At 59.5% G+C, this 25526-nt stretch carries 19 protein-coding genes; 10 read left to right on the top strand and 9 right to left on the bottom strand.

Features of this window, described 5'->3' with window-relative positions:
* From JFU48_RS21595 to JFU48_RS21585, 3 genes are all read right to left on the bottom strand, one after another.
* Entirely contained in the window at nt 1–918 is a 918-nt protein-coding gene (locus JFU48_RS21595) for a DNA-binding protein (RefSeq protein ID WP_003225093.1), read from the bottom strand.
* Between the two features lie 68 nt (nt 919–986).
* On the bottom strand, nt 987–1193 hold the full coding sequence (locus tag JFU48_RS21590) for a hypothetical protein (protein WP_003225095.1): 207 nt from the start codon (nt 1191–1193) through the stop codon (nt 987–989).
* Nucleotides 1194–1311: 118 nt separating this feature from the next.
* Complete coding sequence (locus JFU48_RS21585) at nt 1312–2253, bottom strand: sigma 54-interacting transcriptional regulator (protein WP_003225097.1); 942 nt, start codon at nt 2251–2253, stop codon at nt 1312–1314.
* 583 nt (nt 2254–2836) lie between these two features.
* On the opposite strand from JFU48_RS21585, the gene JFU48_RS21580 reads away from it, so the two are divergent.
* The 8 genes from JFU48_RS21580 to JFU48_RS21545 all read left to right on the top strand — a co-directional run bounded on the left by JFU48_RS21580 (nt 2837) and on the right by JFU48_RS21545 (nt 14351).
* Entirely contained in the window at nt 2837–3184 is a 348-nt protein-coding gene (locus tag JFU48_RS21580; RefSeq protein ID WP_003225099.1) for a hypothetical protein, read from the top strand.
* Nucleotides 3185–3199: 15 nt separating this feature from the next.
* Nucleotides 3200–3652 carry a DUF805 domain-containing protein gene (locus JFU48_RS21575; RefSeq protein WP_103483515.1) on the top strand — a complete coding sequence of 151 codons (453 nt, stop codon included), beginning with the start codon at nt 3200–3202 and terminating at the stop codon, nt 3650–3652.
* A gap of 272 nt (nt 3653–3924) precedes the next feature.
* The gene (mexE, locus tag JFU48_RS21570; RefSeq protein ID WP_003225103.1) at nt 3925–5178 is read left to right on the top strand and encodes a multidrug efflux RND transporter periplasmic adaptor subunit MexE; all 1254 of its coding nucleotides are present in this window, start codon (nt 3925–3927) and stop codon (nt 5176–5178) included.
* 15 nt (nt 5179–5193) lie between these two features.
* On the top strand, nt 5194–8382 hold the full coding sequence (locus tag JFU48_RS21565) for an efflux RND transporter permease subunit (RefSeq protein WP_003225105.1): 3189 nt from the start codon (nt 5194–5196) through the stop codon (nt 8380–8382).
* Nucleotides 8382–9803, top strand: a complete 1422-nt coding sequence (locus JFU48_RS21560; RefSeq protein ID WP_003225107.1) for an efflux transporter outer membrane subunit — start codon at nt 8382–8384, stop codon at nt 9801–9803. Before JFU48_RS21565 ends, JFU48_RS21560 begins: the two co-directional genes overlap by 1 nt.
* Nucleotides 9804–9985: 182 nt before the next feature.
* Nucleotides 9986–11041: a tetratricopeptide repeat protein gene (locus JFU48_RS21555; RefSeq protein WP_003225109.1), complete on the top strand. Its 1056-nt coding sequence runs from the start codon at nt 9986–9988 to the stop codon at nt 11039–11041.
* A 140-nt stretch (nt 11042–11181) separates the two neighbouring features.
* Nucleotides 11182–12684: an ATPase domain-containing protein gene (locus JFU48_RS21550; RefSeq protein ID WP_201137601.1), complete on the top strand. Its 1503-nt coding sequence runs from the start codon at nt 11182–11184 to the stop codon at nt 12682–12684.
* The gene (locus JFU48_RS21545) at nt 12681–14351 is read left to right on the top strand and encodes an ATP-binding protein (protein ID WP_201137600.1); all 1671 of its coding nucleotides are present in this window, start codon (nt 12681–12683) and stop codon (nt 14349–14351) included. Before JFU48_RS21550 ends, JFU48_RS21545 begins: the two co-directional genes overlap by 4 nt.
* A 114-nt stretch (nt 14352–14465) precedes the next feature.
* On the opposite strand, the gene JFU48_RS21540 is transcribed toward JFU48_RS21545, so the two are convergent.
* The 5 genes from JFU48_RS21540 to JFU48_RS21520 are packed head-to-tail and all read right to left on the bottom strand — an operon-like array spanning nt 14466 to nt 21016.
* A complete protein-coding gene (locus tag JFU48_RS21540) occupies nt 14466–14843 on the bottom strand; it encodes a response regulator (RefSeq protein ID WP_003225116.1) in 378 nt (125 codons plus the stop codon).
* 44 nt (nt 14844–14887) lie between these two features.
* Nucleotides 14888–16102: a hybrid sensor histidine kinase/response regulator gene (locus JFU48_RS21535; RefSeq protein WP_201137599.1), complete on the bottom strand. Its 1215-nt coding sequence runs from the start codon at nt 16100–16102 to the stop codon at nt 14888–14890.
* Nucleotides 16096–16689 carry a chemotaxis protein CheB gene (locus JFU48_RS21530; protein WP_201137598.1) on the bottom strand — a complete coding sequence of 198 codons (594 nt, stop codon included), beginning with the start codon at nt 16687–16689 and terminating at the stop codon, nt 16096–16098. The genes JFU48_RS21535 and JFU48_RS21530 overlap by 7 nt, the downstream gene beginning before the upstream one ends.
* On the bottom strand, nt 16686–17519 hold the full coding sequence (locus JFU48_RS21525) for a CheR family methyltransferase (RefSeq protein ID WP_201137597.1): 834 nt from the start codon (nt 17517–17519) through the stop codon (nt 16686–16688). The genes JFU48_RS21530 and JFU48_RS21525 overlap by 4 nt, the downstream gene beginning before the upstream one ends.
* The gene (locus tag JFU48_RS21520; protein WP_201137596.1) at nt 17519–21016 is read right to left on the bottom strand and encodes a response regulator; all 3498 of its coding nucleotides are present in this window, start codon (nt 21014–21016) and stop codon (nt 17519–17521) included. Before JFU48_RS21520 ends, JFU48_RS21525 begins: the two co-directional genes overlap by 1 nt.
* 261 nt (nt 21017–21277) lie before the next feature.
* Here JFU48_RS21520 and JFU48_RS21515 point away from each other — a divergent pair, with 261 nt between their 5' ends.
* Nucleotides 21278–21643, top strand: coding sequence for a response regulator (locus JFU48_RS21515; protein WP_201137595.1), 366 nt, complete (start codon nt 21278–21280; stop codon nt 21641–21643).
* An 18-nt stretch (nt 21644–21661) separates the two neighbouring features.
* Here JFU48_RS21515 and JFU48_RS21510 read toward each other — a convergent pair whose 3' ends face one another.
* Nucleotides 21662–23917 carry a hypothetical protein gene (locus JFU48_RS21510; protein WP_201137594.1) on the bottom strand — a complete coding sequence of 752 codons (2256 nt, stop codon included), beginning with the start codon at nt 23915–23917 and terminating at the stop codon, nt 21662–21664.
* A 277-nt stretch (nt 23918–24194) separates the two neighbouring features.
* Between JFU48_RS21510 and JFU48_RS21505 the strand changes: the two genes are divergently transcribed.
* The gene (locus JFU48_RS21505) at nt 24195–25487 is read left to right on the top strand and encodes a glycosyltransferase (protein ID WP_201137593.1); all 1293 of its coding nucleotides are present in this window, start codon (nt 24195–24197) and stop codon (nt 25485–25487) included.
* Nucleotides 25488–25526 lie beyond the last annotated feature (39 nt).

The following is a 25526-nucleotide window of genomic DNA, read 5'->3' as shown; positions in this document are numbered from 1 at the left end:
TCAGCCGCGATAGCTGGTGGAGCTTTGCTGTACCAGCACCGACAAGACGTTGCCGGCCGCGATGCTGGCGTCGGTTTTCAGGGTGTTACCGGCACCGCCGTTAAGGAAGTTCTGCTCGGCATTGGGAAACAGTCCGCCCAGTGAATTGCCTTGAGCACTGCCCTTGACCTCACCCTTGATCATGTCGATGGCTTTCTGGAACTGCTTGCTCTCGCCCTTGGACATGAACAGATCGCCCTCGGACAACTCGCCCATCCAGTCCTTGGATTTGCCGTCCGGTTTGCCGAACTCTTCCGGGTGCATGTCCATGAAACGCGCGACTTCCTTGAGCACGTCCTTGTCGTCGTTGGAGAAAGCCATTTCGCCCTTCGCGTCACGCACGGGGTTGCCGGTTGGCTTGAGCAGGTTGTCGAGTTTTTCTTCGCCCAGATTGCCCAGCAACGACGACAGCAAGTCCTGGATACCGCCACTGCCCTGACTGTTGCCGGTATTACCGGCGCCCGGATTCCAGCCGCCATTGCTGCCACCGACGTTACCGCCGTTCTGGGTGCCGCCGCCGAGAATGTCCTTGATCAGACCTTCCAGACCTTGGGTGAAGGCCTGCTTCTCCTCTTTGTTGAGGTAGTTGTCTTCACTCAGCTCATCACGCCAGCTGCGAACCTTGCCGTTGGCATCGTCGGGTTTGCCGAATTTGTCCGGGTTCTTGTCCATGTAGTCGGCGATCATCCCCAGCAGCGGGTTTTTCGCATCACGGATGTTCGCGCCGCTGCCGTTTTTCTCGAACAGTGCCTCGCCCAGCAACGAGGCGATCTGCCCGGCGCCGCTGTCGGAGTTGCTCTGCAGATTGCCCAGGCCGGACGTATTGAAACCGCCCTGGAACGAGGTGGTCTGGGGCATGCTTATCGAAGTGGAAAACATAGATGTGCTCCTGCTTGACTGCGCAAGTCATGGCCCTCTCGACCGGAGTCGAGAGAGCCCACGACCACTTAGTAGTTGATCGCCTTGCCGGTCTGCTGGGCAGCGTTCTGCGCTTTGGTGGCAGAGTCCTGATAGGCGCTGGCGATACCGTTGACGGTATCGGTCATCATCTTGTTGGACTGAGCCTGGGCGTTCATGGTGGTGGTTGCTGCAGCAGTGGCGTCCATCTGCGTCATGGCAGCCATCGAAGCGCCAAGGGATGCGGTACCGGCCATAGTGTTACTCCTGATAATCGAAGGTTGTTTGAACACCCCAATGGTGTTCGAACAGTGAGTGGTCGATTCTCGGAAGCGGTTCCATGAGGTCGGCAAATCGATGCGCACAAACCCGAGATCAGAGCTCGGGGGAATCGATGCTCAGGCTTTTCATACGGTGGTAAAGGGTGCGTCGGGGGATCCCCAGTTCGCTGATCACCGCGTCAATGCACTTGTCGTGACGGCTGAGGCAATCCTGGATCAGGGTTTTCTCGAACAGGCGCAAATGGCTTTTGAGCGGCACGCCGGACTGGCAATCACCGAAAGGTGCATCCATCTGCAACGCAGGCATGCCCAGCACGAAACGCTCGGCAGCGCATTTGAGTTCTCGGATGTTGCCCGGCCAGCGATGGCTGAGCAGACGCTTGAGCAGGTCGGGGTCGGGTTGCGGAATCGGTTGATGGTGACGCACGGCGGCTTCATTGACGAAGCGCTGAAACAACGGCTGGATGTGTTGCAGGCCCGAGCGCAAGGTGGGGAGCTGGATCTTGATCACATTGAGGCGAAAAAACAGGTCGCGGCGAAACTTTCCCTCTTCCACCAGTTTTTCCAGGGGGGTCTGGGTGGCGACGATTACCCGCAGATCCAGCGGCACAAAGCGCGTCGAGCCCAGGCGCTCGATACCGCGCATCTCCAGCACACGCAGCAACTTGGCCTGGAGCAGCAACGGCATGCTATCGATTTCGTCGAGATACAGCGTGCCGTGGTTGGAGGCTTCGATGTAGCCCGCCCGGGACTTTGACGCGCCGGTATAGGCGCCGGCCATGACCCCGAACAATTCACTCTCGGCCAGTTGTTCGGGCACCGCTGCACAGTTGAGTGCAATCAGCGGTCCCTCGCGACAGGACAATTGATGAATACGTCGGGCCAGCGTGTCCTTGCCGGTGCCGGTTTCGCCTTCCAGCACCATATCGACCTTCAATGGCGCAGCCTTATTTATGAAAGCTTGCAGCGTCCCTGCACTGTCGAGAACTTCATGTTCCCAATGCGTAGAGTGATTATTCGAAAAACCCCCGGTCATCTTGTTCCCTCATGATGATCACTTCTGTCGGGCTCGAGGAATACAGAACGCCGCACCTTCCTCAACGCAAAACGCTGGAAGGAGAATCGACGTCGCGAACGCAATGTATGCCTGCCACACCATTCTTTTTTTTCTGGACGATAGAGATCAGCAGGTACCCGGCGTTCATTTTCACAGCCAATCCCCCACTGACTGGATCTGCCCGGCAATGCTTGCATGAACGACGGCGACTTGTATTTGCGCAAATCTGCCGCGCGACTGTCAATCGAGCAGACATCCGCTGTCAGGCAGTCTATGCAGCCCGTTCGAGCCGGCAAAATTGAAATTCAACAGCTCAATCATAGGGAATATCAATAACCCTGACATCTTGACGCTATCTGCGAAAGTACACCTCAAAAAGCGCCAGAAAACTTCAGGGATCTCAAAATGAACAGCCAATGGTAATACCCGCTTACTTTCTCTCGGATTAAACATTCAGAGGCTGTTTATACAAACGCTGCATGACAAATCTTGCAATAACTATTAACTTACCGCCGCCCCGACCGATGGAGGGTCGGGCATCCGCACTCAGTTAAGGAAAACGATGGCAATGGTCTATTGTCGTGCTTGCGCCAAGGAGCTACACGAAACGGCGCTCACCTGCCCCCAATGCGGGGCTGCCCAACAGGCCTGCGTGCCGCAAACGCAAGCTGCAATACCCTGGCTGGCCATCGTTTCGTTGATCCTCGGAATTATCAGCGCACTTACCCTGTTTGATGATTCCGAATGGGACAGGGATGCGATTGTCGGTGTGGGCATTCTCAGCCTTGCGGGCCTCACTTGCGGCATCGTCTGTATCAATCAAAAACACCCAGGAAGAAACCTCGCGATTGCCGGCATTGTTTTGTCAGGCCTTGCCGCGTTCGTTTTGTCCTGTCTATCGATTGAATAATTTTAGGGAAAAAATATGAGCTTGGTTTTCTGCCGTGGTTGCGCCAAGGAGATTAGTAGTCTGGCTGTGGCCTGCCCACAGTGCGGTGCACCTCAGGCCACTCAACAGTCCTATGCAAGCGGTCCCGCGATCACCACGGGCAACCCTTACGTGGAAGCGCTGAAGAATTACGCCGAATTCAAAGGCCGCGCCACTCGCCGCGAATACTGGATGTTCGTGCTGATCAACCTGGGTATCTGCATTGTCATGGGCGTTCTCGATGCAATGCTCAACACCAAGGGCGTGCTCTACAACCTGTACAGCCTGGCGATGTTCCTGCCGAGCATTGCCGCCGGTGCGCGCCGCATGCACGACACCGACCGTAGCGGCTGGTGGTTGCTGCTGCCGATCGTCAACCTGGTGTTCCTGGTGCAAGACAGCCAGCCGGGGCCAAACCGTTTCGGGCCGAACCGCAAAGGCAACAACTGAGTCACCCCGCAGCACGTTGAACGAGACGGCCTTCATGGCCGTCTCTTTGTTTGTACGACATGAATCTGAAACGCCGCCGGATTTTTACTCGCGGCGCAACATAGATTTGTCATCAAACAGATTGATAGCCCCCTAACGAAAGGTGCATGCTAGAGGGCTCGAATCGGTCTTATATCATTCCGAATGATAGTTACCTTTGCTTCATTCGATTCGTGCCATCACACCCCGCCGAGCATCATCCGCCCATCTTCAATACATTGGCGGATGATTCCATGGAACAGTCACTCAAACATTTGCGCTTCCCCTTGGCCCTGTTGGCCGTGCTGGTGATGAGCGCTTGCGGCAAGACTCCGGAGACTGCCGCCACCCTGCCCGCTGCCAAAGTCAGCGTGGCGAAGGTGCTGGAACAACCGGTCAACGAGTGGGACGAATTCACCGGGCGCCTCGAAGCGCCGGAAACCGTTGAAATCCGTCCCCGGGTCTCTGGCCAGATCGACGAGGTCGCCTTCACCGAAGGCGCGCTGGTCAAGAAAGGCGACCTGCTGTTCCAGATCGACCCGCGTCCTTTCCAGGCTGAGGTGCGCCGCCTCGAAGCCCTGGTAGCCCAAGCGCGTGCCAACGCCACTCGCAGTGAAAACGAAGCCGGTCGTGGCGAACGCCTGCGTGCCAGCAACGCGATCTCCGCGGAACTGGCCGACTCGCGCACCAGTGCTGCACAGGAAGCCCGCGCCGCCGTCGGCGCCCTGCAAGCGCAGCTGGATCTGGCCAAGCTGAACCTGAGCTTCACCCGCGTCACCGCGCCAATCAGTGGTCGCGTCAGCCGTGCCGAAATCACTGCGGGCAACCTGGTGACCGCCGACACCACCCCGCTGACCAGCGTGGTCTCCACCGACAAGGTCTACGCCTACTTCGACGCCGACGAGCGTGTGTTCCTCAAATACACCCAACTCGCCCGTAACGGTCAGCGCGGCGCGACCACTCCGGTGTACATGGGCCTGTCCAACGAAGACGGCAACCCGCACCTCGGTCAAATGAACTTCGTCGACAACCAGGTCAACCCGAAAACCGGCACCATCCGTGGTCGTGCGGTGTTCGACAACAGCGACGGTACCTACACCCCAGGCCTGTACGCACGGCTGAAACTGGTCGGCAGCGGCACCTACAACGCCATGCTGATCAACGACGAAGCGGTCGGCACCGATCTGGGCAAGAAGTTCGTGCTGGTGATGGATGCGGACAACAAGACCGCCTACCGTCCCGTCGAACTCGGGCCGAAGATCGAAGGCCTGCGCATCGTGCGCAGCGGCCTGAACAAGGACGACACGATCATCGTCAAGGGCTTGCAGCGGGTACGTCCGGGTTCGCCGGTTACCCCTGAAGTGATCCCGATGGCCAGCGAGCAGACCATCGCCGCTCTGGCTCAACAACGACAAGCGCTGGAAGCCAGCAACCTGCCCAAAGTCGCACCCGCCAAAGGTGCACAGGGTACGGCTGTGAAGCTCGCCGCTGCGACCCCACGCGGTTAAGGGACGACAACTCCGATGAATTTTTCCCAATTCTTCATTTCACGGCCGATCTTCGCAGCGGTGCTCTCGCTGTTGATCCTGATCGCCGGTGCGATCTCGCTGTTCCAGCTACCGATCAGCGAATACCCGGAAGTCGTGCCGCCCACCGTGGTGGTGCGTGCCAACTTCCCGGGCGCCAACCCCAAAGTCATCGGTGAAACCGTGGCCGCTCCGCTGGAGCAAGCCATCACCGGCGTCGAGAACATGCTGTACATGTCCTCGCAGTCCACCGCTGACGGCAAGATCACCCTGACCATCACCTTCGCCCTGGGCACTGACCTGGACAACGCGCAGGTGCAGGTGCAAAACCGGGTGACCCGTACCGAACCGAAACTTCCCGAGGAAGTGACGCGCATCGGTATCACCGTCGACAAGGCCTCGCCCGACCTGACCATGGTTGTGCACTTGACCTCGCCGGACAAACGCTACGACATGCTCTACCTGTCCAACTACGCGATCCTCAACATCAAGGATGAGCTGGCTCGCCTGGGCGGTGTCGGTGACGTGCAGCTGTTCGGTATGGGCGACTACTCGCTGCGGGTCTGGCTGGATCCGAACAAGACCGCTTCGCGCAATCTGACCGCCACTGATGTGGTGACGGCGATTCGTGAGCAGAACCGTCAGGTCGCTGCCGGTCAACTCGGTGCGCCCCCTGCCCCGAATGCCCAAAGCTTCCAGCTGTCGGTCAACACTCAGGGCCGTCTGGTCTCCGAAGAAGAGTTCGAGAACATCATCATTCGCGCAGGCGACAACGGTGAAATCACTCGTCTCAAGGACATCGCTCGCGTCGAGCTGGGTTCCAGCCAGTACGCCCTGCGTTCGTTGCTGAACAACCAGCCTGCTGTAGCTATCCCGATCTTCCAGCGCCCAGGCTCCAACGCCATCGAGATCTCGAACGAAGTTCGCGGCAAGATGGAAGAACTGAAGAAAAGCTTCCCGCAAGGCATGGACTACAGCATCGTCTATGACCCGACGATCTTCGTGCGCGGCTCGATCGAGGCGGTGGTTCACACCCTCTTCGAGGCACTGATCCTTGTGGTGCTGGTGGTGATCCTGTTCCTGCAGACCTGGCGCGCCTCGATCATTCCGTTGGTGGCAGTGCCGGTATCGTTGATCGGTACGTTTGCAGTGATGCACCTGTTCGGTTTCTCGCTCAACGCACTGTCGCTGTTCGGTCTGGTATTGGCGATCGGGATCGTGGTGGACGACGCCATCGTGGTGGTGGAGAACGTCGAGCGCAACATCGAACTGGGACTGACGCCGGTCGAAGCGACCAAGCGGGCGATGCGTGAAGTGACCGGTCCGATCATCGCCACGGCGCTGGTGTTGTGTGCGGTGTTCGTACCGGCCGCGTTCATCTCCGGCCTCACCGGGCAGTTCTACAAGCAGTTTGCGTTGACCATTGCGATTTCGACCGTGATCTCTGCGTTCAACTCGCTAACCCTGTCGCCGGCACTGGCTGCCGTATTGCTCAAAGGGCATGACGCGCCGAAAGACCGCTTCTCCAAAGTGCTGGACAAGATCTTCGGTGGCTGGCTGTTCCGTCCGTTCAACCGCTTCTTCGACCGCGCCAGCCATGGTTATGTCGGCACCGTGCGCCGTGTGATCCGCAGCAGCGGTATCGCCCTGCTGCTGTACGCAGGCCTGATGGTGCTGACCTTCTTCGGTTTTGCCAACACCCCGACCGGTTTCGTCCCCGGCCAGGACAAGCAATACCTGGTGGCTTTCGCGCAACTGCCGGACGCCGCGAGCCTGGATCGCACCGAAGACGTGATCAAGCGCATGTCAGACCTGGCGCTGAAACAGCCAGGCGTGGAAAGCGCCGTAGCGTTCCCCGGTCTGTCGATCAACGGCTTCACCAACAGTCCGAACGCCGGCATCGTGTTCGTGACCCTGAAACCGTTCGACGAACGTAAAGACCCAAGCATGTCCGCCGGAGCAATCGCCGGAGCCTTGAACGGTCAGTACGCGAACATTCAGGAAGCGTACATGGCGATCTTCCCGCCACCGCCGGTACAAGGCCTGGGCACCATTGGTGGTTTCCGCCTGCAAATCGAAGACCGGGGCAACCTGGGCTACGACGAGCTGTACAAGGAAACCATGAACATCATCGCCAAGAGCCACAACGTGCCTGAACTGGCCGGGCTGTTCACCAGCTACACGGTGAACGTGCCGCAGGTCGACGCTGCCATCGACCGCGAAAAAGCCAAGACCCACGGCGTGGCCGTCAGCGACATCTTCGATACCCTGCAGATCTACCTGGGTTCGCTGTATGCCAACGACTTCAACCGCTTCGGACGCACCTATCAGGTCAACGTTCAGGCTGAACAGCAGTTCCGTCTCGAATCCGACCAGATCGGTCAGCTGAAAGTGCGCAACAACAAGGGCGAAATGATCCCGCTGGCGACCTTCATCAAGGTCAGCGACACCTCGGGCCCGGATCGCGTGATGCACTACAACGGCTTCATCACCGCGGAAATCAACGGTGCCGCAGCCCCCGGCTACAGCTCCGGCCAAGCGGAAAAAGCCATCGAGAAACTGCTCAAGGATGAACTGCCGAACGGCATGACCTACGAGTGGACCGACCTGACTTACCAGCAGATTCTGTCCGGCAACACCGCGCTGTTCGTGTTCCCGCTCTGCGTCCTGCTGGCGTTCCTGGTACTCGCCGCTCAGTACGAAAGCTGGAGCCTGCCACTGGCGGTGATCCTGATCGTACCGATGACCCTGCTGTCGGCCATTACCGGTGTGATCATCTCTGGCAGCGACAACAACATCTTCACCCAGATCGGTTTGATCGTACTGGTGGGGCTTGCGTGCAAGAACGCGATTCTGATCGTCGAGTTCGCCAAGGACAAACAGCTGGAAGGTCTCGATCCGCTGGCGGCGGTTCTGGAAGCCTGCCGTCTGCGTCTGCGGCCGATCCTGATGACCTCCTTCGCGTTCATCATGGGTGTGGTGCCACTGGTGTTCTCCAGCGGTGCCGGTGCCGAGATGCGTCATGCCATGGGTGTGGCGGTGTTCTCCGGGATGCTCGGGGTGACCTTCTTCGGTCTGTTGCTGACGCCAGTGTTCTACGTTTTGATCCGTAATTTCGTCGAGCGTGGCGAAGCCCGCAAAGCGGCCAAGGCACACGCTCTGCAAAAGCCACTGGAGGCGCAATAATGAGTCTGAAAGTCTTCCTGCCGAGTCTGCTGGTGCTGGCGTTGAGCGCCTGCGCCGTCGGCCCTGACTACAAGACCCCGGCGACGGAGGCGGCCAACATCACCACCGCCACCGACGGCGCTGCCGGTCAGAAGAACTTTGACCGTTCGAAGTTCGAAGGCATCTGGTGGCAGCAATTCGACGATCCGACCCTCAACCAGTTGGTGACTCAATCGCTGCAAGGCAACCGTCAACTGCGCGTGGCGTTCGCCCGCTGGAAAGCCGCCCGGGCGATCCGCGACGACGTCAGCAACGATGCGATGCCGACCATCACCAGCCGCGCGAGCAGCGATCTGGCCAAGGGACAAATCCCCGGCCAGACCACCAAACGGGTCAACAGCGAACGCTACGACCTGGGGCTGGACATGGCCTGGGAAATCGACCTGTTCGGGCGCATCCAGCGCAATCTGGAAGCCAGCGACGCCGACCAGCAGGCAGCGGAAGCCGATCTGTACCAACTGCAAGTCACCATGATTGCCGAACTGGTGGATGCCTACGGTCAACTGCGCGGTGCACAACTGCGCGAGAAAATCGCCGTGGCCAACCTGGAAAACCAGCAGGAGTCACGCAAGATCACCATCAGCCTGCGTGACGCCGGCGTTGGCGATCAGCTCGACGTCGAACGTGCCGATGCGCGTCTGGCCTCGGTCGAAGCCAGCGTGCCGCAACTGCAGGCGGAACAGGTTCGGCAGAAAAACCGCATCGCCACCCTGCTGGGTGAGCGTCCGGACAAACTGACCGTGGATCTGAGCCCGAAAGAATTGCCGGCGATTGCCAAGGCCTTGCCGATCGGCGATCCGGGTGAGCTGCTGCAACGCCGTCCGGACATCCTCAGCGCCGAACGCAAACTGGCCTCGGCCACCGCGCGAATCGGCGTGGCGAAAGCTGATCTGTTCCCACGGGTCAGCCTCAGCGGGTTCCTTGGCTGGACGGCCGGGCGTGGTTCGCAGATCGGTTCCTCGGCGGCCAACGCCTGGGCACTGGGCCCGAGCATCACCTGGGCAGCGTTTGATCTGGGCAGCGTGCGCGCCCGTCTGCGCGGCGCCGATGCCGATGCCGAAGGCGCGCTCGCGACCTACGAGCAACAAGTGCTGCTGGCACTGGAAGAATCGGAAAACGCCTTCAGCGATTACGGCAAGCGTCAGCAACGGCTGATCTCGCTGATCCGCCAGAGTGAATCGAGCCGCAAGGCAGCCGATCTGGCGGAGATCCGCTACCGCGAAGGCACTACCGACTTCCTCGTGCTGCTCGACGCTCAGCGGGAACGTCTGAATGCCGAAGACAGCCAGGCCCAGGCTGAAGTCGATCTGTATCGCGGCATCGTCGCGATCTACAAGGCCTTGGGTGGTGGCTGGCAGCCGGAAACCGTCGCCAGCAAGTAAGCATTTCTACAGAGCTCCTTTGGTTGGCCGCAACCAACCAATTTTTTGCCCCGCGTATCATTCGGTCGCGGGGCTTTTTTGTGCCTGTTCTCACAATTGATCGATGTGGGAATTTGACTCAACGGCCATGCTGACCGAAGCTTGCCCCCTCTGCCAAAGAACGCCCGTTCACGGAATCCTGCATGCCTCAGTCCCGCCGCTACCTGTTCATCAGCCTTGGCCTTGTGCTGGTTATCGTCATCGCCTGGTTATCGCTGCGCAGCACCACGCCGGTGGTGCCAGAAGCGATCAAGCGCGGCTATAGCGAAGCCCTCACGGCGGCCCGTTCGGGGCAGCCGGGAGCAGCGCGGCAGTTGTATCAACAGTTGGGGCGCCCGGATCTGTCGCCCAAACGCAGTGCCTGGCTGCTGGCGGAGCTGCCCAACTATCCAAGCCCGCAAGCGCTGAAACTGGCCGACGCCCATCTGCAAAACGAAGCGCCCGAAGTGCGACTGGCGGCGATTCAAAGTGTGGTGGGACTGGTGCCCGGCGGGCAGCGCAGTCTGTTGCTCGGGCCAATGCTCGACGATGAAGACCAAAGTGTGCGGTTCGCTGCGATCAACGCCTTGCTGGGCCTGACGCCGGATGAACTGGGTCTGTATTTCGCGCCGCTGCAGCAAGCGATCGATGGCTGGGAGCAAGTGCTCAAGGAGCAACCGGAAAACGCCGCCACCTATGCGCAACTGGCGCGCCTGTATCTGCACAACGCCGAACTCAAACAAGCCCAGCAAGCGCTCGACAATACCCTGCGCCTGGAACCAAACAACCTGCCGGCGCTGGTCATGCAAATCGATGTTCTCGACCGTCAGGGCCAAAGCGACGCCGCCCGACAGTTGCTGGCCAGACAGCTGCAGGCCCAACCGGATTCCGCCTACCTGCAACACGCGTTGGGGCTGTGGCTGCTGCACCACGACCAGCGTGAGTTCGCCCTGCTCGGTTTGTCCAAAGCGGTGGAACTCGAGCCCGACAACAAGGATTACCGCTACGACCTCGCCACCACCCTGCACGCCGCCGAAGAGCTGGAAGCGGCGCAAAAACAGTTGCAGGAAGTGGTGCAGCGCCACCCCGCCGACCGCAAGGCGCGGGTGTTGCTGATCAACTACTGGAAGGAAAGCGGCCAACTGCAGAACGTGCAGATCCTGCTGGCACAACTGGAACAGATGAACCCCGACGACCCGGCCTTGCAGCAAGGACTTTGAGCCTTTACTCGTTAATTCAATGACATTTTGATATCGAAACCTCGGAACCGTCATGACTGGCAGCGGTCAAGTAATCAGGTAGTGCACAACGGCTGATACAGCCTGCTGCCTCGATTCCCCTAGTCATGAGAGGGCATTCTTTGTCTACGTCCAACGAGTTGATCAGTGCAAAAGCCGCCACCGGCATCGTCGGCCTGGATGACATCCTGGCCGGCGGTTTGTCCCGAGGGCATGTGTTTTTGCTCGAAGGTGAACCCGGTACAGGCAAAACCACCGTCGCGTTGCATTTCCTGATGGCGGGCGCCCGTGCCGGCGAACGCTGTCTGTACATCACGCTGTCGGAAACCGAACGTGAACTGCGCCAGGGCGCGCTGTCTCACGGTTGGGAGCTGAACGAGAACATCGAGATCTTCGAGCTGACGCCACCCGAAAGCCTGCTCAACGCCGAGCATCAGCAAAGCCTGCTGTACTCCTCCGACCTGGAACTGGGCGAAGCCACCAAGCAGATTTTCGAAGTGGTCGAGCGCTTCAAGCCGACCCGCGTCGTGCTCGACAGCCTGTCGGAGATCCGCCTGCTGGCGCAGAGCTCGCTGCGCTATCGTCGGCAGATTCTGGCGATCAAACACTACTTCGTACGCTACGACGCAACCGTCCTGCTGCTTGACGACCTGACCACCGAATCCCTCGACAAGACCGTGCACAGCGTCGCCCACGGGGTAGTCCGTCTCGAAGAATTGACCCCCAATTACGGCGCCGAGCGCCGACGCGTGCGCATCGTCAAGTATCGCGGGCAGAAGTACCGTGGCGGTTACCACGACTTCACCATCATGGGCGACGGCGTGCATGTGTTCCCACGCCTGGTCGCCGCCGAACACCGCAGCGACTACCCACGCCTGCAACTGAGCAGCGGCATCCAGGAAATGGACGCCTTGCTCGGCGGCGGGGTCGAAACCGGCTCCAGCACGCTGATCCTTGGCCCGGCCGGTACCGGCAAATCGCTGATCTCGATGATCTTCGCCGCCTCCGCCGTGTCTCGCGGCGAGAAAGCCGCCCTGTTCATCTTCGATGAAGAACTGGGTCTGCTGTTTGAGCGTATGAACAACATCGGCATCGACCTCAAGGCGCTGCAAGCCACCGGCAACCTGCTGATCGAACAAGTGGATGCTGCCGAACTGTCCCCCGGCGAGTTCTCCCACCGGGTACGTCGCTGCGTTGACGAAGGCAACATCAAGACCGTGGTGATCGACAGCATCAACGGTTACCAAGCGGCGATGCCGGAAGAGAACGCACTGGTGCTGCACATGCACGAGCTGCTGCTGTACCTCAACCGCAAAGGCGCAGCGACCTTCATGACCGTGGCCCAGCACGGTCTGGTCGGCGACATGCAGGCGCCAGTGGACATCACTTACCTGGCCGACACGGTGATCCTGCTCCGCTACTTCGAAGCCATCGGCAAGGTCCGCCGGGCGATTTCGATCATCAAGAAACGTACCGGCAGCCACGAATCGACGATCCGTGAATACCGTATTTCCACGCACGGCATGACCATCGGTGAACCGCTGGAGGCCTTCCAGGGTGTGTTGCGCGGCGTGCCGACTTACCTCGGCGCGAGCAATCCGCTGTTGCGGGAAGAAACCTTGTGACGGTTACCGTAACGCTGGCGGAACGGGCGCTGATTCTGGCGCCCATGGGTCGTGACAGCCAGGTGGCGCTGATGATCCTCAATGAGGCAGGGTTTGGTGGGGTCATCACGCCAGATCTGGGTGCACTGTGTGCGCAACTGGAACCCGGCGCCGGACTGCTGCTGATTGCCACCGAAGCCCTGCGCGGCCCCGAACTGGAAACGCTGCTGAATTTTCTCGAACAGCAACCGGCCTGGTCGGATCTGCCGATCGTCTTGCTGACCCACCACGGAGGCCCGGAACCGGGCCCCTCCTCACGCCTGAGCAAACTGCTGGGCAACGTCACGTTCCTGGAGCGCCCGTTCCATCCGGCGACCCTGGTCAGCCTGGTCTCCACCGCCCTGCGCGGACGACGACGACAGTACGACGCCCGCGATCGCCTGATCGATTTGAGTGAAAGCGAACGGCGCCTGCAATCGACCCTGGAAACCCTTGAGCAACAGGTCGAGGAGCGCACCGCGCAACTTCGCCACAACGAAGAAGCCTTGCGCCAGTCGCAGAAAATGGAAGCGGTCGGTCAGTTGACCGGCGGCATCGCTCACGACTTCAACAACATGCTCACCGGGATCATCGGCAGTCTCGAGCTGCTGCGTCGACGGCTGGCTCGCGGGCGCACCGAAGACCTCGACAGCCTGATCGATCTTGGCGTGACTTCAGCCAACCGCGCTGCCGGTCTGACTCACCGCTTGCTGGCCTTCTCACGCCGGCAATCGCTGGACTCCAAAGCCGTACAGATGAACACGCTGGTGCTATCGATGGGCGAGTTGTTGCAACGCAGCCTCAACGAAAGCATTCAGTTGGACATGCGCCTCAACGACCAGCTGTGGATTGCCGAAGCCGACCCCAATCAACTGGAAAGCGCCCTGCTCAACCTGGTGCTCAATGCCCGCGACGCCATGCCAGATGGCGGCAAACTGGTGGTCGAGACCAGCAACCAGGTGCTTGTACGGGAATTCACCGAGGCCTACCCGAATCTCGAGCCTGGCGATTACGTGATGCTCAGCGTCACCGACAATGGCAGCGGCATGCCGCAGAGCGTGATCAACCGCGCGTTCGATCCGTTTTTCACCACCAAGCCCATCGGTCAGGGTACGGGGTTGGGTCTGTCGATGATTTACGGCTTCAGCAAACAGTCCCGTGGTCACGTCACGATTGAAAGCGAAATCGATCAGGGCACCACGGTCAAACTGTACCTGCCACGCTTTCGCGGCGAAGAGCTGGAGCATCCAGTGTCCGCTGTTCAGCAGGCCCCGGAGGCGCTGGATGGCGAAACCGTGTTGATCGTCGAAGACGACCCTGCCGTGCGCGTGCTGGTCAGCGCGGTGCTCAGTGAATTGGGTTATGCGTTTGTCGAAGCCGGCGATGCCGACGGCGCCGTGCCGATCCTCAACTCGACGCAGCGCATCGATCTGCTGATCAGTGACGTCGGCCTGCCGGGCATGAATGGTCGGCAACTGGCGGAAATCGGCCGGCAGTACCGGCCCGGGTTGAAGGTGTTGTTCATCACCGGTTATGCCGAGCACGCTGCCGTGCGCGGTGGCTTCCTCGACTCGGGGATGCAGATGATCACCAAACCGTTCACCTTCGATCTGCTGACCGCCAAGGTTCGCGAGATGATCAAGAACTGACCCCCCAAAACAACTGTAGGAGCTGCCGCAGGCTGCGATCTTTTGATCTGATTTTCAGGATCAAGAGATCGCAGCCTGCGGCAGCTCCTACAGGGGTGTTTCGGTGTATTCAGATCAGGCCAGCAGTTCCTGAATTTTTTCCTGCAGCACATCCAGATCGAACGGTTTTTCCAGGATCGGCGCCTTGCGCGTGATCGGGCTGCCGGTCTCGCGGATTTCCTGCGGGTAGCCGCTGATGAAGATCACTTTCAGATCCGGGCGCAGTTTTACTGCCGGCTCGGCGATCTGCACGCCGGAGATCCCGCCCGGCAGGCGGAAGTCGGTGATCAACATGTCCAGATGCGGCTTGCTCGCGAGAATCTCGAACGCCTGCTCGCCGTTTTCGGCCTGCAACACGCGATACCCCTGCCCCGACAGATAATCTGTCAGCACCATCAAGATAACCGGTTCGTCCTCGACGACGAGTACTACATCTTGTGCATCTACGCTCATGGGAAGCCTTTGTTCGGTCAATAGCTGCTGATACGACCGTGCGGTCACTCAGAGGTTGCGTCGGATGTGCCGTTTTCCTGGATTGGCAGACAAACGCGAAACAGGGCGCCTTCGTTGATTTGACTCTCGACGGCGATGGAGCCGCCATGGGCGGCGACGATCTGCTCGGAAATGAACAGACCCAGCCCGAGACCAGCCACTACCGTCTTGGCGGAAACCCGTTCGAACTGTTGGAAAATACGCTTCTGGTTCTCTTCACTGATACCGATGCCATGGTCCTGAACCTCGATCCTCGCCTCGTCGCCCTCACGGTACACGCGCACCTGAATCGGACTGCGGCCACCGTAGCGCAAGGCATTGGTCAGCAGGTTGGACACCACCTGTTCGATACGGAACTCGTCCCAATGACCCACCACCGGCTCTGGCGCGGTGAAGCTGACTTCAGTCTCGGCGGCCTCCATCTGCTGCGCGAAATTCTGCAGCAGGTTGCCCACCAGTTGCGACAAATCGAAACGATTCGGCCGGATCGACAGCTTGCCGGTGCGGATGCGCGAAACGTCGAGCATGTCTTCGATCAGCCGGATCAGGCTTTTGATCTGGCGCTCGTCGCGATCGACCATCGCGTGCATTTTGTCGAGGGTGAACGCAGCGGCGTTGTCCCGCGCCAGATGCATCTTGCGCAATTGGGTCTCGAGTATCAGGCCATTGAGCGGCGTGCGCACTTCGTGGGCGACGATTGACATGAAGTCATCGCGCATCCGCACCGCCTGCTCCAGCTCCAGTTGCGTGCTCTGCAGTTGCTGCAGCAGCGCTTCCTGCTCGCGGCGCGCCTGCTCAAGGGCTTCGACCTGTTGCTTCATGGCCTTGCTCTGGCGGTACAGGTCGACGAATACGTTGACCTTGCTCTTCACCGCGTGGATATCCAGCGGCTTGTGCAGGAAGTCCACCGCACCGCTCTCGTAGCCCTTGAACGCGTAGTTCAATTCGCGGCCGGCGGCGCTGACGAAAATGATCGGAATGTTCTTGGTTTTCTCGGTGCCGCGCATCAACTCGGCGAGTTCGAAGCCGTTCATGCCCGGCATCTGTACGTCGAGGATGGCCATGGCGAACTCGTGTTGCAGCAGCAGCGAAAGTGCTTCATCCGCCGACAGCGCCTTGTAGACGGTGCGGTCCTCGCGCTTGATCAGCGCTTCGAGGGCCAGCAGGTTTTCCGGCAGATCGTCGACGATCAGCAATTTGGCCTGGATATTACTCAGCATGCGATTCGTTCCAGCTCGACAAGCAGACGGCCGATGCCGTGAATGGGTAGGACATGGTCGGGCTGCTGAAGCTTGAGTGCAGCCTGAGGCATGGTGGCGACCTGTGCATCTTCTGGGTCTTGAACGATGGTCAGTCCGCCGCGCTGCTTGACTTGCGTCAGGCCGCGAGCGCCATCGTGATTGGCGCCGGTCAGCAACACGGCGGCCAGTGTTTCGCCGTAAGCGTCGGCGGCGGATTCGAACAGGTAGTCAATCGACGGTCGGGAATGGTGCACGCGGTCTTCAAGGCTCAGCGACAGACTGCGATCCTGCTCGACCGACAGGTGATAACCGGGTGTAGCGAAGTAAACCGTGCCTGGGACGATATCCTGCTTGTCCGTCGCCTCCTGCACCGGCAGCATCAGCCGCCGCTCAAACACCTCGGCCAACAGGCTGCGGCGCTCTTCCGGCAGATGCAACACGACAATGATCGGCAACACGTAGCCCTTGCGCAGCGGCGCGAGCAGGGTCAGCAGTGCTTCGACACCACCGGCCGAAGCACCGACCACGATGGCCTCGACGCGAGGCAAATCAACGGCATCGTTCATAATTTGCGGTAGATCCGTTCTTGTTTGACCAGCGGTTCGAACTGATTCGAGTAGTTGGAAAAGTCCAGCGTCTCTTTGCTGCCCAGTACCAAAAAGCCACGGTGGCATAGCGATTCGTGAAACAGACCGAAGGCACGGTCCTGAAGTTTCTTGTTGAAGTAAATCAGTACGTTGCGACAGGAAATCAGCTGCGTTTCGGAGAACACGCTATCAGTCGCGAGACTGTGGTCGGCGAAGGTCACGTTCTCGCACAGGCTTTTGTCGAAGATCGCGTAGCCATAGGCCGCGGTGTAGTAATCGGCAAAGGAACGCTGGCCGCCGGCCTGCTGGTAATTGGCGGTGTAGGCGCGGACGTTCTCCATGGAGAAAATCCCCTGTTTGGCCTTGTCCAGCGAGCGCGGGTTGATGTCAGTGGCGTAGATGATCGTGCGGTCGAGCAGGCCTTCCTCGCGCAGCAGAATTGCCATCGAATAGACCTCCTCACCCGTGCTGCACCCAGCGATCCAGATCTTCAGCGACGGATAGGTGCGCAGCAGCGGCACCACTTCCTTGCGGATCGCCAGAAAGTGCGATGGATCGCGAAACATCTCGCTGACCGGGATCGTCAACAACTGCAGCAACTGCATGAACGCGGTCGGATCGTGCAGGACTTTCTCCTGCAACGCCGAAATGGTCGCGCATTCGAACTGGCTCAAGGCGTGCTGCACCCGGCGCTTGATCGAAGCGCCGGAGTAATCGCGAAAATCGTAGCTGTACTTGAGGTAGATCGCCTCGATCAACAACCGCAATTCGATTTCGCTGTTGCGCTCCAAAGAGTGACTGCTTTCCACTAAATGCGTTCCATCTTCGGTAACCACACGCGAATCAACGAGAACAGGCGATCCAGGTCAATGGGCTTGGCCAGGTAATCATTGGCGCCCGCCTGCAGGCAGCGCTCCTGATCGTCCTTCATGGCCTTGGCCGTCACCGCAATGATCGGCAGCTTGCGCCAGCGCGGGTCCTTGCGGATTTCAATGGTGGCTTCAAAACCATCCATTTCCGGCATCATCACGTCCATCAGCACCAGATCGATGTCCTCGACTTCATTCAACTTATCAATCGCCTCACGACCATTTCGGCCGATCACCACGACTGCGCCCTTATGCTCCAGCGCGCTGGTCAGGGCGAAGATGTTGCGCACATCATCGTCCACCAGCAGCACCTTGCGCCCCTCAAAAACCTTGTCGCGGCTGCGCGCAGTCTTGAGCATCTTCTGCCGCTCATGGGACAACTGCGATTCGACTTTGTGCAGAAAGAGTGTCACTTCATCGAGCAGACGTTCCGGCGAACGTGCGCCCTTGATGATGATCGAGCGCGAATACTTGCGCAGCTCGGCTTCTTCATCGCGGGTCAGGTTGCGTCCGGTGTAGACAATCACCGGCGGGAACGAGCAGATGTCCTCGGTAGACATGCGCTTGAGCAGATCGTTGCCGAGCATGTCCGGCAATTTCAGGTCGATCACCATGCAGTCGTAGATCGTAGTGCGCAGTTTCTCCAGCGCATCCTGCGCCAGACCGACGGCGGTGATCTCGATGTCATCGTCGCCGATCAGGCGGGCAATGCTTTCGCGCTGCAGATCGTCATCTTCGACCAGCAGCACGCGTTTGACCTTCTGGGTCAGCTTGGCTTCGAGACGGGCGAACACGTCCTTGAGCTCTTCGCGGGTGGTCGGCTTGACCGCATAACCGATCGCGCCCATGTGCATCGCGGCCTCAACGCGGTCTTCAACCGAGATCACGTGCACCGGGATGTGGCGGGTTTCGGCGTGTTCTTTCAGACGCTGCAACACGGTCAGACCGGAGTGGTCCGGCAGGCGCATGTCGAGCAGGATCGCGTCCGGCACGAACTCGCGGGCCAGGTCATACCCTTCGTCCGCACCGTGGGCCACCAGGCACTGGTAACCCAGTTCGTGGGCGAGGTCGTAGAGGATGTGGGCAAAATTCGGCTCGTCTTCCACCACCAGAATGCAGCGCGTAGCGAACGGCGCCTTGCCACGGTCATCGGCAAAGCGCGGGATATGCACCGGCGCCATTGGCGAAACGCTTGCCGGTGGCAGTGCAACCGGCACCGGAATCGATGCCGGCGCAGTGAAGGTCAACGGGGCCGCAGGGCTGTCACCCGGCTCGCTGTATTGCTGCGGCAACACCAGAGTGAACACACTGCCCTGCCCCGGCGCGCTGCTGACGCTGATCGAACCGCCGAGCAACGCCGCCAGATCCCGCGAGATCGACAGGCCCAGACCGGTGCCGCCGTACTTGCGGTTGGTCGTGCCGTCGGCCTGACGGAATGCTTCGAAGATGCTTTCCTGCTGATCCGCGGCAATACCGATCCCGGAATCGCGCACGATGAACGCAATGCGCTCGTCCGGCTGACTGGCGATGGTCAGGCTGACCGTGCCGTGTTCGGTGAACTTCACGGCATTGGACAGCAGGTTTTTGATCACCTGTTCCAGACGCTGGCGGTCGGTGTACAGCATGATCGGCGCATCCGCCTGCAACTCGACGCTGAAAGACAGTTGCTTCTCCGCTGCCAGCGGTTCGAACACGCTGCGCAGGCCATCGGCCAGACGCGCGACGCTGGTGTTTTCCGGGATCACTTCCAGCTTGCCGGCCTCGACCTTGGAAATGTCGAGAATGTCGTTAATCAGATTCAGCAGATCGTTGCCCGCCGAATAGATCGATTCGGCGAACTTGACCTGTTCGGCCGATAGATTGTCCTGCGGGTTCTCGGCCAGCAACTTGGCAAGAATCAGCGAACTGTTCAGCGGCGTGCGCAGTTCGTGGGACATGTTGGCGAGGAATTCGGACTTGTACTTGCTCGAGCGCTGCAGCTCTTCGGCGCGCTCTTCGAGCTGCACCTGGGCATGATTGAGTTCGGTGTTTTTCTGATCCATCGCATCGCGTTGCTCGGCCAGGGTCTTTGCCTGTTCGGCCAATTGCTCGTTGGTCTGCTCCAGCTCGACCTGCTGGGTTTCCAGATGCGCCTGCGACTCCTTGAGAATCCGCGACTGCTCTTCGAGTTCTTCGTTGGCGGTTTTCAGCTCTTCCTGCTGCACCTGCAACTCTTCGTTGAGCTGCTGGGTTTCGGCTAGCACTTCCTGCAGGCGCTGGCGATAACGCGCCGCTTCGATCGACGTGCCGATGTTGCCGGCAATCAGTTCCAGCAATTCGATATCGCGCTCGGTGAGTGGCCGTAAAAAGCCCAATTCGATCACGCCGTTGACCTGGTCATCATTATTCGTCGGCACCACCAGCACGCTGCGTGGCAGGCCTTGGCCCAGGCCCGAGCTGACTTTGAAGTAGTCGGCCGGCACCGAGTCCAGACGAATCAGTTGCCCCTGCTGGGCAACCTGACCAACGATGCCTTCGCCGCTATAGATCTGCTGATCCAGTTCTTCCTGCTCGCGGGAGAAGCCGTAGGACGCCACACGCTTGAGGCCGCCGTGTTCTTCGCGCACGTACAACGCCGCCACGGCGGTGCCCAGATATTGCGCGCAGAACTGCAGAATGTTGCGCCCCAGCAGGTTCAGCGTCAGTTGCCCCAGCACCTGCTCTGCCAGTTCGGTCTGGCCGCTGCGCATCCACGCCTGGCGCTCCAGACGCTCGGCGCTGGCCTGCTGCGCGGCGAGGTTGGCGCTGTAGCTGTCAGACAGGCGAATCAGATCGCGGCGACCGACATAGGCCAGCAAGCCGCTGATCCCGGCGATAAACAGCAGGTACAGGGTGATGCTCCAGATCGTGGTGCGGCGCACGTCTTCGTTGCGCGTGGTGCGCAACTGCTGCTCCATATCGATCACATCTTCGAATTGCTTGCGGATCTCGTCGGTCAGGCGCTTGCCGCGTCCGGCCTTGACCGCGCCCCGGTAATCACCGCTGGAGCGCTGCAGATCGATCATCGATTGCGCGTAGTTGGCCCACTCGATCTGCAATGCCTGCAGACGCCGCAGACGATCGGTCTGCACCGGGTTGTCAGCGGTCAGTTCCAGCAGGGTATTGAGCGCGACGTTGATCCGCGGCTTGGCGGTTTCATACGGGTCGAGGAAGTGTTCGTCGCCGCTGAGCAGGAAACCGCGCATACCGGTTTCCAGATCAACGGTGAGTTTCACCGCTTCGTTGGCGTTATTGATCACCCGGTCGGTGTGTTCCACCCATTGGATCACCGACAGCAGATAAGTAATCAGGGACACAAAGAACACGGCGCTGAGCGCGCCAACGCCCAGCGGCAAGCCGATGTTGCGCGTCAGGAGTTTGCGAAACCGTGTTTCATCAATCGAAGACGGAGTGGACATGGGGCGGCCTTGTCGAACTGTCGAAACCCGGGAGTTTGCCCCAAAACGGCCGCATGGATCCATGTTTCTGACTGCTTTGGCAGCAATTTCCTACATTTTGCTGCACTTCCCGAGCGACCAACCGTTATCCTTGCGCCGCGGATTGCAGCTAATCTTTTTTCCATCGAATCGGGAACTTGTGGCCATGCGCCACTTACTCATGCAAGAGCCCGGCATTTTCGACCGGTCGCCGTCCCGATTTCCTTTCTTGAGAGCACCAATATGTCCACCCCAGCGTCCACCATCCTTGTAGTAGAAGACGACAACATCGTGCGCATGCTCATCGTCGACGTGCTGGAGGAGCTGGAGTTCAATGTGCTGGAGGCGGACGACGGCGAGTCTGCGCTGAAGATTCTTGGGGATCAGAGCAACGATATCGACTTGATGATGACCGACTACGGCCTGCCGGGCATGAAAGGTAGTGAACTGGCCGGCAAAGCCCGTGAACTACGCCCCACCCTGCCCGTGTTGTTCGCCAGCGGTTACGCCGAAAACATCGACGTACCCGCTGACATGCACGTCATCGGCAAACCGTTCTCGATCGATCAGTTGCGTGACAAGGTCAAGGGCATTCTCTCTCGGAAGTAACCGTGAAGCGGGCTAAAGTCACCCTATGCTGAATTTAGCCCCTCCATATTCGGCTTCGAGCCTTAGCTCGTTGCCGTAGGTCTCGCCATCCGTTGGAATCAATGGATCCGCACCGCTACCGGCCTTTTTCGCAACATCCCGGCCGAATCCGTGACCGACACCGTCCTGACTCGCCTGGATCGCCAGTCGCAGCGCCTGCGGATTGGGGATGAATTTACCCGCACTGTCGTATGCCCCGAGGATCAACCTTGGCGAGATATCGACGGCGTAGTTGATTTCCAGCGGAGGCAGCATCTTGAGCCCGGTGTTCGGCCGAAATGCCAGCTCGGTGTTGGCGTACAAATGAAACCCCTCCAGTTGCCGGGCATCGATGAAATACGTGTGGCCGCCCTTGTCGCCGCCGTAGACAAAGGCTCCAGCACCATCCTTCTTGTAAAATGCCGACGTTGAAATGCCTGCGCCGTCCGGTGCCAACGCATCGTGCGCGCCGCCGTAGCCGCCCTTGAAACCGTTGACCTGGTTGAGGTCAGTGATGGGCGTGCGCTGGCGGAACCCCTCCTTGAAGACAATCGACGGATCACGGGTGTCGCCGCGAAAGGTGAAGCCTTGATACACAAAGCCCTTCTGCGGCCCGGCGTGGTGCACGAGCTGGGTTTGATCGGCGATCATTTGCGCAACACTCGGCCCGCCGGCCAGCTCTTGCAGTTGACCGGCAACCACCGCGCCTTTGGCCCGATCCGGTATCTCCTTGCCAGTCGTACTCGCCAAATGATGCGACAGACTTGCGCCCGGTCGACGTAACAGTGAGGGTCTGTTCGCCTGGGTCAGGGTATTGAGAATGCGCTGGCTCAAGCGTTTTTTCGCGGCGGCCGACAACGCTTTGCCGATCAGCCGCTCACCGATCGGGCCCGCGAGCTCGGCCAGTACGCCTATCGCGGCAGTGATGCGCAAGCGGTCGGTTTCGGCCGGGTCGTCGGCAATTTCCGCACGGATCAGATCGGTCGCCGCCGCACCGAGGCCCACCAGCATCGATACCAGAACCTTCACCGAGGTCGAGGCCAGCACACCGCTGCCGCCCCAGGGCATCGAAGCCGCCAGCGCCAGACATTGCAGGACATGCCCTGCGGCCTCGAGCGCCAGGTCGGTTATGCGCTCCTCCGAGGTCGACACCAGGGTGTCGATATCCGCCAGTGCGCGCTCGACCTGCAGCTCATACAAGCTGCGCCCGATGTCGTTGCTTGTCCGGAACACCAGCTCCCGATAGTGCGGCCGGGTCGCGAACAGCGGCATTTCCATGCCGCGATATTTGAAGTCCCTGACATGTGCCTGCAGCTGTGCCCGAAGCGGAACGCGCTTGAGCAACAACGTCTGCAGTTGCGCATTGTTTTCGAGAAACTTCCCGCGCGCGTCATGTCCGGACGGAAAGACAATGGCCTGCCGGTCTTCACCCAGAAAGAACAGAATGCCGTTGGACAGGTTGTCGGGACCAATAAACACCGCGTTATCCACCAGCAGGTTCGGGTCACTGTGCAGCAGCAACGTGCGCGCTGGCAGAGTCCCTCTGAGAAACGCGAAAGCGATATGACGGTCGTCGAGCGCGCGCTTCTCGTCCTTGATGAATTCGACCACCAGTTTGATCAGTTCCGTTCTCTTTAAATAGTAGCCAAACACACGGGCGCCGGCGGGCAAGAGATGGTCCTTCACGTACTGTTTGAAATCGTCCTGGTAGTTGGCCTCAGAAAAGGCCTCGATCAACGCCTTGGGATAAAACTCAGGCCAGAGGATCTCCTTGTAACCATGTTCCTTCAGCACCACCAAATGATGATCGGTGCAAATCTCGGCCAGGGTGAAGTTTTTCTGGCGCCATTTGGCCGGTGCTTTTTCGGGTTTCAGCGAATCGCTGCGATTGACCGGGTCATGGTCCAGATACTTGACTGCAATCGTCGCGTCATAGGTGATCTGTGCCAGTTCCTTGGGTGCAGTGACCCACGCATGCGCCGTGTCTTCGATGCGGGTGCGGATGAAATAAGCCGGGTGAAAACTGGCAGGATCGGTCAGGGCCGCGCAATGACTGGCAATCTTGTCGCCGAGCTCTTTGATATTCACCGAATCAATGAAATCGGCCGGATCTTCTCCGTCAGGTACCTGCGTCAGCGCCTCTACGCGAGGTTCGTTCAAGTTGCTCTGCGTGCCCCAGGGATCGAGCAGCGCCAATAACCCGCAGTTCTCGCTTGCGGCTTGACCAAGATCAAAAACATCTGCATCCATTTTCATCAGTTAACTTTCCGGTATGAGTCCAGCAATCTATGCTGACTTGAATTTATCGAGCCGCAGGCAACATACCGATATAAGAGAGAAACATTAAATGAAGTTCCGTTAGCAACTTTTGCCAACATCCCGACAACATTCAAACTTTCAGAAACAGGCTCTTGCAGTCAGGTAACTCCGCCAACGCCTCAAGTCGGAAAACTTCCTGTCTGTAAAACCCGGCATCAGATGTGGTCTAATTGCGCCCCGTTTTTCTCCGCCTGTCTGTAAGGAACACCTGTCAATGACTGCATCGCCTGCCACTAAAGTTCTGGTCATCGGCTACGTCTGGCCCGAACCCCGCTCTTCGGCGGCCAGCGGGCATGTGATGCAGATCCTCGAAACCTTCCTGCAACAAGGCTGGGACATCACCTTCAGCAGCCCGGCGGGGCCCGGCGAGCACAAGGCTGACCTGACTGGGCTGGGGATTCGGGAAGTACCGATCGAACTCAATAACAGCAGTTTTGACGCTTTCGTCAGTGAACTGGCCCCGGATATCGTCCTGTTCGACCAGTTCATGATGGAAGAACAGTTCGGCTGGCGCGTCGAGAAACATTGCCCGAACGCCCTGCGGGTGCTGGAGACTTCCGACCTGCAAAGTCTGCGACATGCCCGTCACCAGCGGCTCAAGGAGCGCTTGAAGGACGACCCGGATAATCAGGATTTCAGCGCACTGTTCGCCCCGGCGCTGGGTGAAGAGTTCGAGTTGATGGCCGACACCGACCTGGCCAAACGGGAAATCGCCGCGCTGTATCGCTGTGACCTCAACCTGATGATTTCCGAAGTGGAAATCCAGTTGCTGATCGAACAGTTCCAGGTGCCCCAGGACCTGTTGCACTGGTGCCCGTTGATGCTCGAACCACCGAGCGGCGCGTTCGTGCCCTTCGAGGATCGTGCGCACTTTCTGAGTATCGGCAATTTCCGTCACGCGCCGAACTGGGACGCCGTGCTGTGGATGAAGAACGCAGTCTGGCCGCTGATCCGCCAGCAATTGCCCGGTGCGCAGTTGCATATCTACGGTGCCTACACCCCGCCCAAGGCCACTGCACTGCACAATGCGGCGCAGGGTTTTCATGTGATGAACTGGGCCGAAGATGCGCTGCAAGTGATGTCGCAAGCCCGGGTTTGCCTGGCCCCCTTGCGGTTCGGTGCAGGAATCAAGGGCAAAATCGTCGATGCCATGCTCTGTGGCACGCCGAACGTCACCACCCCCATCGGCGCTGAGGGCATGAGCGGTGCGCTGCCGTGGCCCGGTGAGGTGGCGCTGTCGGCCCAGGCCCTGGCCGATGCGGCGGTCAGACTGCATGAAGACAAGTTGCGCTGGACCGACGCGCAACAGGCCGGCGTCACGTTGTTGCACGAGCGCTATCGGCACGCCATCCACGGTCGGGCATTGATTGAACGTCTGCAAGAATGCCGCGACAACTTGCCGGCCCTGCGCCGCGCTAACTTCACCGGCAGCATGTTGCGTCACCACTTGCACAAAAGCACCCAATACATGGCGCAATGGATCGAAGCAAAAAACCACAACAGTTAATTCTTCAGTATTAAACAAAAGCACTTCAACACTTTGAAA

Source organism: Pseudomonas sp. TH49 (assembly GCF_016650625.1).
GTDB classification, from domain to species: domain Bacteria; phylum Pseudomonadota; class Gammaproteobacteria; order Pseudomonadales; family Pseudomonadaceae; genus Aquipseudomonas; species Aquipseudomonas fluorescens_H.
The sequence above is the reverse complement of the archived record's forward strand: the minus strand, read 5'-3'. Positions and strand labels throughout refer to the sequence as shown.

Coding starts and splice junctions, on each gene's coding strand:
- JFU48_RS21595 (WP_003225093.1), bottom strand. CDS start 918: ATGTTTTCCACTTCGATAAGCATGCCCCAGACCACCTCGTTCCAGGGC.
- JFU48_RS21590 (WP_003225095.1), bottom strand. CDS start 1,193: ATGGCCGGTACCGCATCCCTTGGCGCTTCGATGGCTGCCATGACGCAG.
- JFU48_RS21585 (WP_003225097.1), bottom strand. CDS start 2,253: ATGACCGGGGGTTTTTCGAATAATCACTCTACGCATTGGGAACATGAA.
- JFU48_RS21580 (WP_003225099.1), top strand. CDS start 2,837: ATGGCAATGGTCTATTGTCGTGCTTGCGCCAAGGAGCTACACGAAACG.
- JFU48_RS21575 (WP_103483515.1), top strand. CDS start 3,200: ATGAGCTTGGTTTTCTGCCGTGGTTGCGCCAAGGAGATTAGTAGTCTG.
- mexE (WP_003225103.1), top strand. CDS start 3,925: ATGGAACAGTCACTCAAACATTTGCGCTTCCCCTTGGCCCTGTTGGCC.
- JFU48_RS21565 (WP_003225105.1), top strand. CDS start 5,194: ATGAATTTTTCCCAATTCTTCATTTCACGGCCGATCTTCGCAGCGGTG.
- JFU48_RS21560 (WP_003225107.1), top strand. CDS start 8,382: ATGAGTCTGAAAGTCTTCCTGCCGAGTCTGCTGGTGCTGGCGTTGAGC.
- JFU48_RS21555 (WP_003225109.1), top strand. CDS start 9,986: ATGCCTCAGTCCCGCCGCTACCTGTTCATCAGCCTTGGCCTTGTGCTG.
- JFU48_RS21540 (WP_003225116.1), bottom strand. CDS start 14,843: ATGAGCGTAGATGCACAAGATGTAGTACTCGTCGTCGAGGACGAACCG.
- JFU48_RS21535 (WP_201137599.1), bottom strand. CDS start 16,102: ATGCTGAGTAATATCCAGGCCAAATTGCTGATCGTCGACGATCTGCCG.
- JFU48_RS21530 (WP_201137598.1), bottom strand. CDS start 16,689: ATGAACGATGCCGTTGATTTGCCTCGCGTCGAGGCCATCGTGGTCGGT.
- JFU48_RS21520 (WP_201137596.1), bottom strand. CDS start 21,016: ATGTCCACTCCGTCTTCGATTGATGAAACACGGTTTCGCAAACTCCTG.
- JFU48_RS21515 (WP_201137595.1), top strand. CDS start 21,278: ATGTCCACCCCAGCGTCCACCATCCTTGTAGTAGAAGACGACAACATC.
- JFU48_RS21510 (WP_201137594.1), bottom strand. CDS start 23,917: ATGAAAATGGATGCAGATGTTTTTGATCTTGGTCAAGCCGCAAGCGAG.
- JFU48_RS21505 (WP_201137593.1), top strand. CDS start 24,195: ATGACTGCATCGCCTGCCACTAAAGTTCTGGTCATCGGCTACGTCTGG.